The sequence below is a fragment of the Telluria aromaticivorans genome, from assembly GCF_013003915.1.
GTDB lineage: Bacteria > Pseudomonadota > Gammaproteobacteria > Burkholderiales > Burkholderiaceae_D > Telluria > Telluria aromaticivorans.
The window spans coordinates 318,684-333,237 of the sequence record NZ_JABAIV010000004.1 but is presented as its reverse complement, the minus strand read 5'-3'; the positions used below and the strand labels follow the sequence as shown (position 1 = coordinate 333,237).

Sequence of the window (14,554 nt, the reverse complement as noted above, 5' to 3'; positions counted from 1 at the left end):
CGACCATGAACAATCTGTTGCCTTACGCCTTTGCCCGTGACCACGGCGTGCTGGCGCGCAGCGGTGACGAAACGGGGCAGGCCATCGAGGTGCTGGTCTCCGGCGCCACCGCCCCCGCCGCCATCGCGGAGGTCTCGCGCCGCTTTGGCCGCATCGCCCTGCGCCGCCTCGACCGCGACGAACTCGACGACGCCATCGCCAAGGCCTATGCCGGCGCCGGCGGCGACGCCTCGCAGGTGGTGGACGAGTTCGATGCCGACCTCGACCTCACCAAGCTGCTGCAAGACGTTCCCGCCATCGAAGACCTGCTGGAATCGTCCGACGATGCGCCCGTGATCCGCATGATCAATGCGCTGCTGACCCAGTCGCTGCGCGAGGGCGCCTCCGATATCCACATCGAACCCTTCGAGCAGACCTCGGTCGTGCGCTTTCGCGTCGACGGCGCGCTGCGCGACATCGTGCGGCCGAAAAAAGCCATCCACGCGTCCTTGATTTCGCGTATCAAGATCATGTCGCAGCTCGACATCGCCGAGAAACGCCTGCCGCAGGATGGCCGCATCACGCTGCGCGTGGGCGGCAAGCCCGTGGACGTGCGCGTCTCGACCCTGCCGACCGGCCACGGCGAGCGCGCGGTGCTGCGTTTGCTCGACAAAGAGGCCGGCCGCCTCGACCTGAGCCACCTCGGCATGGCGCCCGACATGCTGCCGCAGTTCGACCGCCTGATCAACCAGCCGCACGGCATCGTGCTCGTTACCGGCCCGACCGGCTCCGGTAAAACCACCACGCTGTACGCGGCGCTGTCGCGCCTGAATGCCTCGACCACCAACATCATGACGGTGGAAGACCCGATCGAATACGACCTCACCGGCGTTGGCCAGACCCAGGTGAATGCGCGTATCGACATGACCTTCGCCAAGGCCTTGCGCGCGATCCTGCGCCAGGACCCGGACGTGATCATGATCGGCGAGATCCGCGACCTGGAAACCGCGCAGATCGCGGTGCAGGCCTCGCTCACCGGCCACCTGGTGCTGGCAACCCTGCACACCAACGATGCGGCCTCGGCCGTGACCCGCCTGCTCGACATGGGCATCGAACCGTTCCTGTTGTCTTCGTCCCTGCTGGGCGTGATGGCGCAACGCCTGGTGCGTAAACTCTGCTCGCAGTGCAAGGTGCAGGATGCCAACGGCTGGCACGCGGTCGGCTGCGAGCGCTGCGGCCATACCGGCTACCACGGCCGGGTCGGCGTCTACGAGCTGCTCGAGACCACCGAGCTGATCCGTGCCCAGATCCATAACCGGGCCTCCGAAGCCGACATCCGCGCCGCCGCGCAGAAGACCGGCATGAAGATGATGCGCGAAGACGGCGAACGCTGGCTGGCGGACGGCACCACGACACGCGCCGAGCTGGTGCGGGTCACGAAAGATTAATTAACCCATGCCAGCATTCCGCTACGAGGCCGTCGATGCCGCAGGCAGCACCCGCAAGGGCGTGGTCAATGCCGACAATCCGCGCTCGGCGCGCGCCGACCTGCGCACGCAGGGCCTGACGCCCCTGAACGTCGAGCAGATCGCGGCCCAGCTCGACGATGCCGGCGTGGCCAGGTCGCGCGGTTTCGGCGAGCGCCTGTCGCAGGTCGAGCTGGCCTTGTTCACGCGCCAGCTGGCCAGCCTGCTGGAAGCCGGCCTGCCGCTGGAACAGGCTTTTACGGCACTGCTGGAGCAGGCCGAGCGTCCGTACGTGCGCGACCTGATCGCCTCGATCCGCTCCGAAGTCATCGGCGGCTCGGCCTTCTCCAGCGCGCTGTCGCGCCACCCGCGCGACTTCGCCGAAATTTATCGCGCGCTGGTGTCCTCGGGCGAGCAGATCGGCCAATTGTCGCGCGTGCTGTCGCGCCTGGCCGACTACATCGAGCGCCGCAACGCGCTGGTGCAGAAGGTGCGCCTGGCCTTCACCTACCCGGCCATCGTCACGGTGGTCGCCTTTGCGATCGTCATTTTCCTGCTCACCTATGTGGTGCCGCAGATCGTTTCGGTGTTCGCCAACACCAAGCAGAAGCTGCCGCTGCTGACCACGATGATGCTGGCGGTGTCGAACTTCGTGCGCGACTACGGCATCTACGTGGGCATCCTGCTGGCGGGCGCCTTCTGGATGTGGCGGCGCGCGCTGCGCAACCCCGACCTGAAGCGCCGCTGGCATACCTGGCTGCTCACCGCGCCCGTCTACGGCAAGTTCGAGCGCAGCCTGAACACCGCGCGTTTCGCCAGCACCCTGGCGATCACCACCGGCTCGGGCGTGCCGATCCTGCGCGCACTCGAGACCAGCCGCGACACGCTGTCGAACGTGGCGATGGCCGAACTGGTCGAGCAGGCGACGGCCAGCGTGCGCGAAGGCGTGAGCCTGGCGCGCGCCCTGTCGGCGCAGAAGCTGTTCCCGCCGATGCTGGTGCACATGATCCGCGCCGGCGAAATCACCGGCGAACTGCCGGCCATGCTCGAGCGCGCGGCCAATTCGCAGCAGGCCGATCTCGAGCGCCGCACCCTGACCATCGCCGGCCTGCTCGAGCCGGTGCTGATCCTGGCGATGGGCCTGGTGGTGCTGCTGATCGTGCTGGCGGTGCTGATGCCGATCATCGAAATCAATCAACTGGTGCAGTAAGCAGCTGGCGCAGTGAGCGGTAAAAAACAATAAGCTGAAAAGCAGTGAGCTGGAAAAACAAGCAAGGACCCTGATGAACAAGCGTTTGCCCCACCTCTTTACCCTGCTCGCACTGATCCTGCTGGCGGTGTCGATCGCCTACTGGTTCCTGCAGCTGTACAAGCCTGCGCAGCGCCCGCTGGCGCCGCCCCCGGTGGTGGCCCAGGCCGAGCCAAGCCCGGATGCTGCCGCGACCCTGTTCGGCGGCCAGCCTTCGGCGGTGGCGATTTCCAGCTACCAGCTGACCGGTGTCGTCTCGGCCGGCCGCGACAGCGCCGTGATCCTGGTCGCCGAGGGTTCGCCGCCGAAGGCGGTGCGGATCGGCCGCGAGATCGTGCCCGGGGTGACGGTGGCCGAAGTGCATTCCCGCTATGTGATGCTGTCGGAAGGCGGCATCATGAAGCGCGTCGACCTGGCGCAGGCCAGCGGACCGTCGCAGGGCGGAGGCGCCGTCATGGCGCCATCAGGAGCGCAGCCGGCGGCAATGGCACCGCCGCCGGGCGTCGAGCCGCAAACCGCGCCCGGCGTCGTGTCCGCGCCACCGGGCATGACGGCCGGGGCCCCGGTGGGCCGCGGTGCCGGTCCGCCGCTGCCCGACACCCCCGCGGTACCCGAGCCGCAGATGGATCCGGGCGTCGCCGACGGCACCGACCAGCCGCAGGGTGCGCAGCAGCCACCGCCGCCGAACCAGGTGCAGATGCCGCCGCCGACCCGCTCGGTCAACAGCCCGGTGGGGCAGCCGTCGCAGGTGCAGTAAGCCACAAGGCCGCCGCAGTGCGGCCTTATGTTTGTGCGGCCTTGTTCCTATGTGCAAACGGAACTCGAATAAAGGAAACCCGGCATGCGCCTTGCCCTGAGCATCCTCACCTGCGCGGTCCTGTTTCAATCACCTGCATCGGGCAGCGAAGGCAGCGCGGTTCCGCCGCCGATCGACCGGCATGTGCGGGCGGCGATGGCGCAAGCCGGAGTCCAGGGCCTGGCCCTGGCCGTCATCGACGAGGGCAAGGTCGCGTATACCGCAAGCTGGGGCGTGCGCAATGCGGCGCGCCAGCCGTTGACGCTGGATACCATCATGTACGGCGCCTCGCTGACCAAGATGGTGTTCGCCTACACGGTCATGCAATTGGTGGAAGAGGGCAAGCTGGGGCTCGACGAGCCGATTGCACGCTACCTGCCAAAGCCCTTGCCGGACTATCCGGATGAACCGGGCTACGGCCCCTGGAGCCATCTCGCCGGCGACGAGCGCTGGCGCAAGCTCACGCCGCGGATCCTGCTCACCCATTCCTCGGGCTTCGCCAATTTCGCTTTCGTCGAGCCCGACGGCAGGCTGCGCTTCCATTTCGATCCCGGTGCGCGCTACGCTTATTCCGGCGAAGGCCTGATCCTGCTGCAATTCGTGCTCGAACGCGGCCTCGGGCTGCGCCTGGGCCTCGAAATGCAGCGCCGTGTCTTCGACCGCTTTGGCATGGCCAACACCAGCATGATGTGGCGACCGGATTTCGCCGCCAACCTGGCCGATGGCTGGAGTGCCGAGGGCAAGGTCGAGCCGCACGACGAGCGCAGCCGGGTGCGCGCGGCCGGCTCCATGGACACGACCATCAAGGACATGGCGCGGTTCGCCGCGGGATTCATGCGCGGCGACGGCCTGGCACCGGATAAGCGTGCCGAAATGCTGCGCCCGCAACTGCCGATCACGACAGCCACCCAGTTCCCCTCCCTGCAGCCCGAGTTGCCGCCGGCAGGCCGGCACCCGGCCCTGGGCGCTGCGCTCGGCGTCGTGGGCTTCTCGGGTCCGCAAGGGCCGGGCTTCTTCAAGGGCGGGCATAACGACACGACCGGCAATATGCTGGTGTGCATCGAACGGGGGCGCCGCTGCGTCGTCCTGCTTGCCAATGACGTGCGGGCCGAGCGCCTGTTCCCCGGCATCGTGGCGCGCGTACTGGGCGAGACAGGCATGCCCTGGACCTGGGAGTACGGCCCCCAACTGCAGGCTGAGCCTGCGCCAGCTACTCCCGCCGCAAGGCCGTAAACGCTGCTAACTCCCACGACCTGAAGCCCAGCAGCAGCGTATAGCCTTCGCGCTCGTCCACCGGCAGGCGCCGGTCGTTGCGGTGCAGGCGCGCCAGCTCACCGGCGAGCTGTCCGATCTTCTGCCCTACCTCCTGCGCGCTCGCCGCGGACAGCCGAGCCGGCAGGCACATCAGGGCTTCGCCGGGCCGGTCGAAGCCGCCCGCGAAATAATCTTCCACGATATGGCTGCGGAAATAGCGCTGGACCGGCCCGTCCGGGAGCCAGCGGAAGGCGTTCGAGACGCGCAGGCTGTAGCGGTTCAGGGGCTTCAGCTCGATCAGGCCCAGCCGGTCGAGCTCGGCCAGCAGTGTGATGCATTCCGGTTCGGTCAGGCGATAGGTCTCGATCACCTGTTCCAGGGTCCAGTATCCGAGGCAACAGATCGCCACCAGCAGCAGGCGCGGGTTGGCCACCAGCGAGGTCTCCTGCGGCAGGGTCAGGGCGTCGGCCTGCGGCCGCGCATCGGCCGCGCGCCGCAGCACGTCTTCCAGCGCGATGCCGGTCACCTGGCAGATCTGCGCCAGCCGCGACAGCGCCATGTCCTTCTGCCCGAACAGGCGTTTGACGCTCGATTCGCTGACGCCGATGCGCGTGGCCAGCTCCTTGTACGTGATGCTGGCCGCACGCAGTTCCGCACGCAGCACGTCGAGTACCAGCTCCGGTGAGCTCATGGGGGTTCCTGAGGGTGATCGTGACGGCTGACTGTAACCGTGAACGCCGGCGCAGGCAAGATTCGTAGGGTGGGCGGCTCCACCCGAGGATGCGTGCAATTCGTCTCGCGTACGCCGCCCACGCGTTCAGCCAGCCGATGAACAGCCGCGCAGGCAGCATTTAGTGGAATTGACCGCGTGGGCGGCGCACGCCGCGCAGGCAGATCCCGCCGCGGGTGGAGCCGCCCACCCTACGAAAGCAAAGGCAAAAAAAGGCGGACACGCATACGCGGCCCGCCAAGGGGATTCACTCGGAAAGGAGGACGCCTCAGTCGTCGTCTGGCACCAGCTTGACCTGCTTGAGCGCGCGCTTGGCCTGCTGGCGCTCGCTCGACAGCGGCTTGGCGTGCGCACCCGCGGACCTGGCCTTGGCCAGCGCCGCAATCGGGTTGCGTGGCTTGCCGATTTGCTGGGAAGGCTCGATCCGCAGCCGCATCTTCTGCCGCGTCGCCAGTGCCTTGTTCGCCATGCGGGTCCTCTCCTGGTAATTACAGCACGTAGCGCGACAGGTCCTCGTTCACCGCGAGCTTGTCGAGCCGGTCGTTGACATAGGCCGCATCGATCGTCACGACCTGCTCCTTTTCGGCGCCGGCGGTAAACGAGACTTCTTCGAGCAGCTTTTCCATCACCGTGTACAGGCGGCGCGCGCCGATGTTCTCGGTGCGTTCGTTGACCGAGAACGCGATCTCGGCCAGGCGGTGGATGCCCTCATCCAGGAAATCGACGGTCACGCCTTCAGTCGCCAGCAGCGCTTCGTATTGCTTGGTCAGGCTGGCGTCGGTCGAGGTCAGGATGCTCTTGAAGTCCTCGATCGACAGCGATTCGAGTTCGACCCGGATCGGGAAGCGGCCCTGCAGCTCCGGGATCAGGTCCGACGGTTTCGCCAGGTGGAAGGCGCCCGAGGCGATGAACAGGATGTGGTCGGTCTTGATCATGCCGTACTTGGTGTTCACCGTGGTGCCCTCGACCAGCGGCAGCAGGTCGCGCTGCACGCCGGCGCGCGAGACGTCGGCGCCGCCGTGTTCGGAGCGGGTGGCGATCTTGTCGATCTCGTCGAGGAAGACGATGCCGTTCTGCTCGACATTGGCGATGGCCTTCTGCTTGAGCTCATCTTCGTTGACGAGCTTGGCGGCTTCTTCATCCACCAGCAGCTTCATCGCGTCCTTGATCTTCATCTTGCGCGACTTCTTGCGGGCACTGCCGACGCCGGCGAACATCGACTTGATCTGCTCGGTCATTTCTTCCATGCCCGGCGGCGCCATGATTTCCATCTGCGGCGCCACCTCGGCCACATCGATCTCGATCTCGCGGTCGTCGAGCGAGCCTTCGCGCAGGCGCTTGCGGAAGGTCTGGCGGGTGGTGTCGCCTTCCTTGGCGTCCGTGCCCGTGGCAGGCGTATTGAAGCCGAAATCGCGCGCCGGCGGCACCAGGATGTCGATCACGCGGTCTTCCGCGGCATCTTCGGCGCGCTGGCGCACCTTCTTCTGTTCGCTGGCGCGGGTCTGCTTGACGCCGATGTCGATCAGGTCGCGGATGATGGTGTCGACGTCGCGCCCGACATAGCCGACCTCGGTGAACTTGGTCGCTTCGATTTTGATGAAGGGCGCATCGGCCAGCTTGGCCAGGCGGCGCGCGATCTCGGTCTTGCCGACGCCGGTCGGGCCGATCATCAGGATGTTCTTCGGGGTGATCTCGTGGCGCAGCGGTTCGGCGACCTGCTGGCGGCGCCAGCGGTTGCGCAGCGCGATCGCGACCGCGCGCTTGGCCTTGCCCTGGCCGACCACGTGCTTGTCCAGTTCCGAGACGATCTCGGGCGGCGTCATGTTCATGATGGGGGACTGGTTCATTCCAGGGTCTCGATGATGTGGGACATATTGGTGTAGATGCACAGCTCGCCAGCAATGGTCAGCGCCTTCTTCACGACCTCGGCCGGCGACATGTCGGTATTCTCATACAGCGCCTTGGCGGCGGACTGGGCGTACACGCCGCCCGAGCCGATTGCCCCGAGGCCGTCTTCAGGCTCAAGCACGTCGCCATTGCCGGTCAGGATCAGGGTAACTTCGCGGTCAGCCACCAGCAGCATCGCCTCGAGCTTGCTCAGCATGCGGTCGGTGCGCCAGTCCTTGGCCAGTTCGACCGAGGCGCGCAGCAGGTTGCCCTGGTGTTTTTCCAGTTTGCCTTCGAAGCGGTCGAGCAGGGTAAAGGCGTCGGCAGTGGCGCCGGCGAAGCCGCACAATACCTTGCCCTGGTACAGCGTCCGCACCTTGCGCGCCGAGCCCTTCATGACGACGTTGCCCAGCGTGACCTGGCCATCGCCGCCGAGCGCTACCTGGCTGCCGCGCCGTACGCTGACGATGGTGGTGCCGTGAAATTGTTCCATTTTTAGCCTCGTGGTTGTCTAGCATCCCGCAGATGGGGTGGGTGCATAAAATTGCAAGACAATCGCCGCCCAAAAACTGTCGAGCAGGAAAAACAGCCTGATTAAAACAGCTCAGTAGCGGTTTGGATACAGCCGGATGCCATCACTGTCCCCGTAGCCCAGCAGGCGCAGAAGGGCCGCGGCCAGGTGGTTCAGCTCGCGCAGCTCGATGCGGCGGCCTTGTGCGGCATGGGGGCGCAGGCGGCCCTGCAATGCGCTCGCGCAGGCGTAATCCATGCGCGCCAGCCGCGAGCAGTCCAGTACCAGCAGCTCGCGTCCCTCGGCATAGGCATCGATCGCATCAAACAGCGGCGCGCAATTGCCCGTGGCCAGCGGCGGCAGCAGGAAACGGTCGCCGGTGGCCGGTTCAGGAGCGGCGGTGGTCACGTGTTGCGGGGTTTCGAACGAGGGTGGCGACACCTCGAAGGTGACGCAATAGTCCATCGCCGATTCTTCGAAATCCTTTTCGCGGTCCAGCAGGAGCAGCAGCTCGAGCAGCAGCAGCCAGGGTGCCTCGCCGGAGCCGCGCTCGCCGATCACCAGCATCGGCCGCAGGGTGGCCAGCAGGGTGTCGGCGCCGGCCAGCACCAGCTCGCGCCCATCCCGGCGCAGCGTTTGCAGGGCGGCCAGCAGCAGCGCGCAGCCATCGGTGCCGGCGCTGCGCACGGCCCCGACATCGACCCGCACCAGCGGCGAACTCGACGCGAGCAGGCGCTGCAGGCGCGGCGCAATGCTGCTGTCGAGCATGGGACCGAAGGATTCGGATGCGGCAACGCCCGCCACCTGGGCCGGGGCCGAGGCCGGCGTCAAGGGCAGCCAGGCCGGCGGCGAGGTCTCGAAATGGCTGGCGTAGTCGATGGCGAAGCTCTCGAACTCGGCTTCGCGCCCGGTGGCCTGGTAGAGGTCGAACAGCATCCACCAGGGGAGGCGCTCGCCCTGGCCGAAGTTTGCCAGGCTGTCGCGCAGCAGGCCTTCGGCGGCCGCGGCCTGGCCGTTGGCGTACAGGATGGCGCTTTCCTCGACCGCCGGTGCGCTGGCCGGCAGGGCCGCCGCCTCGGGCGCGTCGTCTGCCGTGTCCGGTTCCTGCATGTCGGGATAACTGGCGGCGGGGAGGGGAGCGGGGGCGGCGGCCGGACGGCGTACGGCGCTGCCCCAGGCTGGCTCGTCATTAAAAATGTCGGAGGCCATTGCCAGCTCGATCTCGTCGATCTTGGCGGCAGTGGCACGGGCGATTTCGCGCTGGCGTTCGCGCTCGGCTTCGCTGAGCAGGCGCGAGGGCTCGCCGCCACGCAGGCGCGTGTCGGGAGTGGCGAGGAAACCCTCGCCAGGCGCGTCGTTCTTTTTCTTCAGGAAGGAGAACAGCCCCATCGGATCGCCAGTGGTTAAATGAACAAGTACCGGAACGTGCATGACGGTAGCACGGCTGCGTCCGGCGTGTGCTGCGCGCACGCTGCCATGCGCTGCCGGGCGATGGTCACGCACTACGTGACGCACTCCGTGACGCACTACGTGACGTCCGCTAGTGTATCCGATAGGAAACGAAAAAGACCGCACCCGAGTTCGGGTAGCGCGCAAAAGAAAAAAGCATGCGCCTCGCGGAGCATGCTTTTTCGGTAGGGAAGGGGCAGGTCAGTCGCCGTACAGCTTTTGCTTGAGTTCGCGGCGCTGCTGGGCTTCCAGCGAGAGGGTCGCGGTCGGGCGGGCGATCAGGCGCGGGATGCCGATCGGTTCGCCGGTTTCTTCGCACCAGCCGTATTCGGCGGAGTCGATCGATTGCAGCGACTGCTGGACTTTCTTGAGCAGCTTGCGCTCGCGGTCACGGGTGCGCAGTTCCAGCGCATGCTCTTCTTCGATGGTCGCGCGGTCGGCCGGGTCTGGGACCAGGACGGTTTCGCGCAGGTGCTCGGTGGTTTCTCCGGCGTTTTTCAACAGTTCCTTTTCCAGCTCCTGGAGCCGGTTGCGGAAGAACGCCAGCTGGGCTGCGTTCATGTAGTCATCGTCGCCCATGGCCCGAATTTCATCTTCCGTCAGAAGGCGTTCTTCGAGCTGCGCGGCGGTATTCGGTTTCGTTGTTTTAGTCATGATGCCTTCGATACGACAGAGGTTTTCATTTTAGCAGCAAACTCAGCAATAACACCCGGCCTGCCTGGTGCTCGTGAAGCTGCTGCCCGGACGGCGACCGCCGTCCTTCGCTGCCTGCCCCGACCCGGACATGGTGGGCGGGTCGGATGCCCGGATGCGCCTGGCGCCGTGTTGCTGGCGCTAGTGCCCGGCCTGCCAGACATCGTCATGGCAGGTCGTCAGGCAGGCCCGGGCCTGCCCGCAAAACTGATGTAGTTTATACCAAACACTGTTCTAGTCCGCGGATAAATACGTCTTTTGGTAAATTTTTACCAATAAACACCATTTTGCTGCTGCGGGGTTCATCCTCGCCCCACTTTGCGCCGAGGTCACTGCCCATGATTTGATGCACGCCTTGGAAAACCACCTTGCGCTCGGCGCCGGCCATCGACAGCACGCCTTTGTAGCGCAGCATCTGCGGGCCGAAGACCTGCACCATGCTGCCCAAAAACTGGTCAAGGCGTTCCGGGTCGAAGGCGCGTTCGTTCTTGAACACGAAAGCCGCGATATCGTCGGTATGATGGCTGTGGTGGTGGTCCTGGGTGGTGCAGGCCTCGCTGTGGACATGGTCGTGGGCACAGTGCTCGCCGTGCTCATGGCCGTGGTCGTGGTCATGATCGTGCGCGTCCTCCAGAAGCAGGAAGTCCGGATCCAGCTCCAGCTTGTCGTTCAGGTTGAAGCCGCGCAGGTCGAGCACGTCCGAGATCGGCGCACGGCCGAAATCGCTGGTGCTGATTGGCGCGCGCGGGTTCATGCGGCGCAGGCGCGTTTTCAGGGCCTCGACCGCGCCGGCATCGACCAGGTCTGTTTTTGAGAGCAAAATCTTGTCGGCGAAACCGACCTGGCGCTGGGCCTCTTCGTGCTGGTCGAGCTGATCCATCGCATGGCGCGCATCGACCACGGTCACCACGGCGTCGAGCATGTAGTTAGCGCCCACTTCTTCGTCCACGAAGAAGGTCTGCGCCACCGGACCCGGATTGGCCAGGCCGGTGGTTTCGATCACCACGCGGTCAAAGCTGATTTCGCCGGCCGCGCGCTTCTGCGCCAGGCTGTTCAGCGCCACGATCAGGTCGCCGCGCACGGTGCAGCAGATACAGCCGTTATTCATCTCGACGATCTGCTCGCCGGTATCGCGCACCAGGATCTCGTTGTCGATGTTTTCCTGGCCGAACTCGTTCTCGATGACGGCAATGCGCAGGCCGTGGTCCTCATGCAGGATGCGGTTGAGGAGGGTGGTCTTGCCGGCACCGAGGAAGCCGGTGAGGATGGTGCTGGGGATGGGTTCCATGTTCGCCGTGTATCTGGTTGGGCCCGCATTAGAGCCGAGAATCGGGCGATTATGCCGGATTTCGTGTTACATCACCATCAACCGTGCTGCGTCTTGACGCAGCTCATACTGAAACGCAGAAGCTGGACAGTTCGGTCAACCTATTTGCTCTTGGCACGCGGATGGGCCCGGTCATACACGGCGGCCAGGTGCTGGAAGTCGAGCGAGGTATACACCTGGGTCGAGGTGATGCTGGCATGCCCGAGCAATTCCTGCACCGCGCGCAGGTCGCCCGAGGATTGCAGCAGGTGCGAGGCGAAGGAGTGGCGCAGCACGTGGGGATGCACGTGCACCGGCGTGCCGGCACGCAGCGCATGCGCTTTCAGGCGGTTCTGCACCACGCGCGGCGTGATACGCGCCAGGCGCGCGGACAGGAACAGCGCGGCGCTGCCGTCGCGCGCGGGAGGACGCACCGCCAGCCAGGCCGCCAAGGCCGTACGCGCCTGGGCGCCGACCGGCACGCGCCGCATGCGCTTGCCCTTGCCGGTGACGACCACTTCGCCGGCCGCCAGGTCGAGCCAGCCGAGCGAGGCGGGCACACCATTGCCGCCTTCGGTATAGACCATGTCGAGGCTGGCAAGTTCCGATACCCGCAGGCCGCTCGAGTACAACAGTTCGAACATCGCGCGGTCGCACAGCTCGGCCGGCTCGGGGTGGCCGTGGGCATTGGCTTCCATCAGCTGCACGGCATCGTCGACCGACAGCGCCTTCGGCAGGGTTTTCGGGCGGCGCGGGGCGCGCACGCCGTCGACCGGGTTGGCCGCCAACCTGACCTGGCGCGACAGCCATTCATAGAAGCCGCGCCAGCCGGAGAGCTTGCGCGCGATCGAGCGCGCCGACTGGCCGCCGGCATGCAGTTTGGCGGCGAAGCGGCGGATGTCGTGGTGGGTCAGGCGTGGCCAGTCATGGTGGCCGGCCAAGGTGGCGAGTTCGAGCAGGTCGCGGCGGTAGGCGGACACCGTGTGGTGCGAGAGCTGGCGCTGGGTGGCCAGCTCGCCCAGGTAGCGTGCCGGCCAGTCATCCGCTGACTGCGACTGTTCCGGCGCCGCAGCCATGACATCAGGCGCGCAGCGGCGCCAGCGCGGTGCTGGCGGTGGCGGCGATGTGGGCCAGGAAATCAGTCGCCATGGTCGCGGTGAAGCGGTCGGCGTCGGGGGCGCCCAGCACCAGCAGGCCGAAGCACTTGCCCTCGGCACTAAGGGGCATCAGCACGGTCGAGCGCACAGCAAGCGGGTCGTCCAGCCAGCGCACCGCTTCGAAATCGTTGTTCAGGCCGCAGTACGGGGCGCGCAGGCCGGCTGCGAACAATTTGGCATCGCTCGATACGCCGCTGGCGAACCAGGCGCCGTCATGCTCGGGCGCCAGGTTCCACAGGCGTAGCGTGACTTGCGGCACCATGAATTCGGTGCGCAGCGCATCGACCAGGTCGCGCGCCATCGCAGCGCCGCGATCGGAGCCGAGCAGGGCCTGGTTCCAGGCGTGGAAACGGTTGGCGATCGCATGGTTTTCCTCGGCGCGGCGGGTCAGGTCGGCCAGGCGCAATTCCAGCACGCGGTATTTGTCGCGCATCACTTCCATCTGGCGCTCCTGCAGCGACACGGCGCGGCCGGTCAGCGGGCTCGACAGTTTCACTTCGCCCAGCAGGCCGGCGTGCTCCTCGAAGAACTGCGGATGGTCGAGCAGGTATTGGGCAACGGCGTTGGCGTCGAGCGTGTCAGTGGTCATGAATGTGATCGAAGGTGAATGAATCCGGCGGTCATTTTACCTGAGGGCAGGGAGCCGACGGACATAAAAAAAGACGCCCGGAGGCGTCTTTTTTGCCAAGAGTAAAAACTCTTAGAAGCGGTGGCGGATGCCGACCTGCAGTGCGCGGCCGTCTTCGCCTGGACGCTTGGTGAAGCCGCCTGGGTTGCCGGCGGTGCCTGGTGCGTACTGGCCGTCGTTCTGGTTGCGGATGATCGCGGCGACGGTGTAGATGTCGGTGCGCTTCGACAGGAAGTGGTCGTAGCCCAGTGCGAACAGGTCGGCGTCGCTGTTCGACGAGGTACGGTCGTTCTGGTGCGCGTACGACGCCATGATGCGGCCGCCGCCCAGGTTGTAGTGCATGCCGGCCTGGTAGCTGTTGGCATCCTGCTGGGTGTTGGCGGTGATTGCGCGCACGAAGATGCCGCGCAGTGCAGCCTGGTTAGCCGCAGGCACGCCTTGCTGGGTCAGGACCGGGGTCACGCCCGCATCCCAGCCGCCGATGTAGTCGGCCAGCAGTGCCGAGTTGGTGTTGCGCTGGCTGTGGAAACCGGCGAAGAACTTGAACTGGTTCAGGGTGTACGAACCGCCCACGGTGGTGGTGCGCAGGCTCGGACGGTTTTGCTGGTCGTAGCCGTGGTTGTAGCCGACGCCGACGTCGAAGCCGTTGGCCGCGTAGGTCAGCGCGCCGGCGCGGAACTTGTTGTAGCGGCCGAGGTAGCCCGAACCCTTCGGACCGTACATCAGCGAGCCGCCGATGCCGTTCGGCAGGGCGATGCGGTACTGGACCGCTTCCTGCGAGCGGATGTCGGCGCCCAGCGCGGTGAAGCCGGCGGTGCCGCCGGTGATGTGGCCCCAGGTGCCGGCAGTGCCGGACTCGAAGACGTCAGACTTGTTGAAGACTTCGTAGCCAGGGGTGTACATGCGGCCGAGCAGGACTGCGCCGACCGGAGTGATCAGGCCAACCATCGCGGTACGGTCGAACAGCGCGCGTTCCTGGTTGACGGCCGGGCCGCCTGGCGGCTGGATCAGCGACTGCAGGCGCGAGCGGATCGCGACCGGGATCGCATCCATGCCGCGCAGCAGGTAGGTGCCTGGATTGTCGTTCATCAGGGTTGGCTGCTGGGTGCCGGTGTCGAGTTCGACGCGTGCTTCCAGGTTGAAGATGGCCTTGAAGCCGTTGCCGATGTCTTCGGTGCCCTTGAAACCGATGCGCGAGCCGTCGGCGCCGCCGCTAAAGATCTTGGTCGGGCCGCCCTTTTGGAACATCACGCCTGCGTCGGCGATGCCGTAGATTTGCACGCTGGACTGCGCGAATGCCGAGGTTGCGAAACAGGTGCCGAGCAGCGCGGCCAGAATACTCTTCTTCATTGCATCTCCAATATAATTTTGCGAACGAGCGTTTAGTTACTCGACTGCCAATATGCCATTGCTTCGACGCACTGTACAGACTCTGAACACAGGTCATGC

14 protein-coding genes are annotated in these 14,554 nt (G+C 65.9%); 4 read left to right on the top strand and 10 right to left on the bottom strand.

Features of this window, described 5'->3' with window-relative positions; genetic code table 11:
• Positions 1–5 precede the first annotated feature (5 nt).
• From gspE to HGB41_RS14050, 4 genes are all read left to right on the top strand, one after another.
• Entirely contained in the window at positions 6–1,427 is a 1,422-nt protein-coding gene (gspE, locus tag HGB41_RS14065; protein WP_171085398.1) for a type II secretion system ATPase GspE, read from the top strand.
• 7 nt (positions 1,428–1,434) lie between these two features.
• Positions 1,435–2,655 carry a type II secretion system inner membrane protein GspF gene (gene gspF / locus HGB41_RS14060; protein WP_171085397.1) on the top strand — a complete coding sequence of 407 codons (1,221 nt, stop codon included), beginning with the start codon at positions 1,435–1,437 and terminating at the stop codon, positions 2,653–2,655.
• Between the two features lie 73 nt (positions 2,656–2,728).
• Positions 2,729–3,451: a hypothetical protein gene (locus HGB41_RS14055; protein WP_171085395.1), complete on the top strand. Its 723-nt coding sequence runs from the start codon at positions 2,729–2,731 to the stop codon at positions 3,449–3,451.
• Positions 3,452–3,535: 84 nt separating this feature from the next.
• Positions 3,536–4,723, top strand: coding sequence for a serine hydrolase domain-containing protein (locus HGB41_RS14050; protein ID WP_171085392.1), 1,188 nt, complete (start codon positions 3,536–3,538; stop codon positions 4,721–4,723).
• On the opposite strand, the gene HGB41_RS14045 is transcribed toward HGB41_RS14050, so the two are convergent.
• The 10 genes from HGB41_RS14045 to HGB41_RS14000 form a co-directional block, all read right to left on the bottom strand.
• Positions 4,701–5,435, bottom strand: coding sequence for a helix-turn-helix domain-containing protein (locus HGB41_RS14045; RefSeq protein WP_171085390.1), 735 nt, complete (start codon positions 5,433–5,435; stop codon positions 4,701–4,703). The two genes, HGB41_RS14050 and HGB41_RS14045, sit on opposite strands and share 23 nt — an antisense overlap.
• A gap of 307 nt (positions 5,436–5,742) precedes the next feature.
• The gene (locus HGB41_RS14040; RefSeq protein WP_171085388.1) at positions 5,743–5,943 is read right to left on the bottom strand and encodes a hypothetical protein; all 201 of its coding nucleotides are present in this window, start codon (positions 5,941–5,943) and stop codon (positions 5,743–5,745) included.
• A gap of 19 nt (positions 5,944–5,962) precedes the next feature.
• Positions 5,963–7,303, bottom strand: a complete 1,341-nt coding sequence (hslU, locus tag HGB41_RS14035) for an ATP-dependent protease ATPase subunit HslU (RefSeq protein WP_171085694.1) — start codon at positions 7,301–7,303, stop codon at positions 5,963–5,965.
• A 14-nt stretch (positions 7,304–7,317) separates the two neighbouring features.
• On the bottom strand, positions 7,318–7,854 hold the full coding sequence (hslV, locus tag HGB41_RS14030; RefSeq protein ID WP_171085386.1) for an ATP-dependent protease subunit HslV: 537 nt from the start codon (positions 7,852–7,854) through the stop codon (positions 7,318–7,320).
• A gap of 111 nt (positions 7,855–7,965) precedes the next feature.
• Positions 7,966–9,261 carry an STAS domain-containing protein gene (locus HGB41_RS14025; protein ID WP_171085384.1) on the bottom strand — a complete coding sequence of 432 codons (1,296 nt, stop codon included), beginning with the start codon at positions 9,259–9,261 and terminating at the stop codon, positions 7,966–7,968.
• A 261-nt stretch (positions 9,262–9,522) separates the two neighbouring features.
• Entirely contained in the window at positions 9,523–9,975 is a 453-nt protein-coding gene (gene dksA, locus HGB41_RS14020) for an RNA polymerase-binding protein DksA (RefSeq protein WP_171085382.1), read from the bottom strand.
• Between the two features lie 256 nt (positions 9,976–10,231).
• Entirely contained in the window at positions 10,232–11,302 is a 1,071-nt protein-coding gene (locus tag HGB41_RS14015; protein ID WP_171085376.1) for a CobW family GTP-binding protein, read from the bottom strand.
• A 140-nt stretch (positions 11,303–11,442) separates the two neighbouring features.
• Positions 11,443–12,396: a tyrosine recombinase XerC gene (xerC, locus tag HGB41_RS14010; protein WP_171085375.1), complete on the bottom strand. Its 954-nt coding sequence runs from the start codon at positions 12,394–12,396 to the stop codon at positions 11,443–11,445.
• Between the two features lie 4 nt (positions 12,397–12,400).
• On the bottom strand, positions 12,401–13,066 hold the full coding sequence (locus HGB41_RS14005) for a DUF484 family protein (RefSeq protein ID WP_171085373.1): 666 nt from the start codon (positions 13,064–13,066) through the stop codon (positions 12,401–12,403).
• 111 nt (positions 13,067–13,177) lie between these two features.
• The gene (locus HGB41_RS14000) at positions 13,178–14,455 is read right to left on the bottom strand and encodes a porin (protein ID WP_171085371.1); all 1,278 of its coding nucleotides are present in this window, start codon (positions 14,453–14,455) and stop codon (positions 13,178–13,180) included.
• Positions 14,456–14,554: the final 99 nt, after the last annotated feature.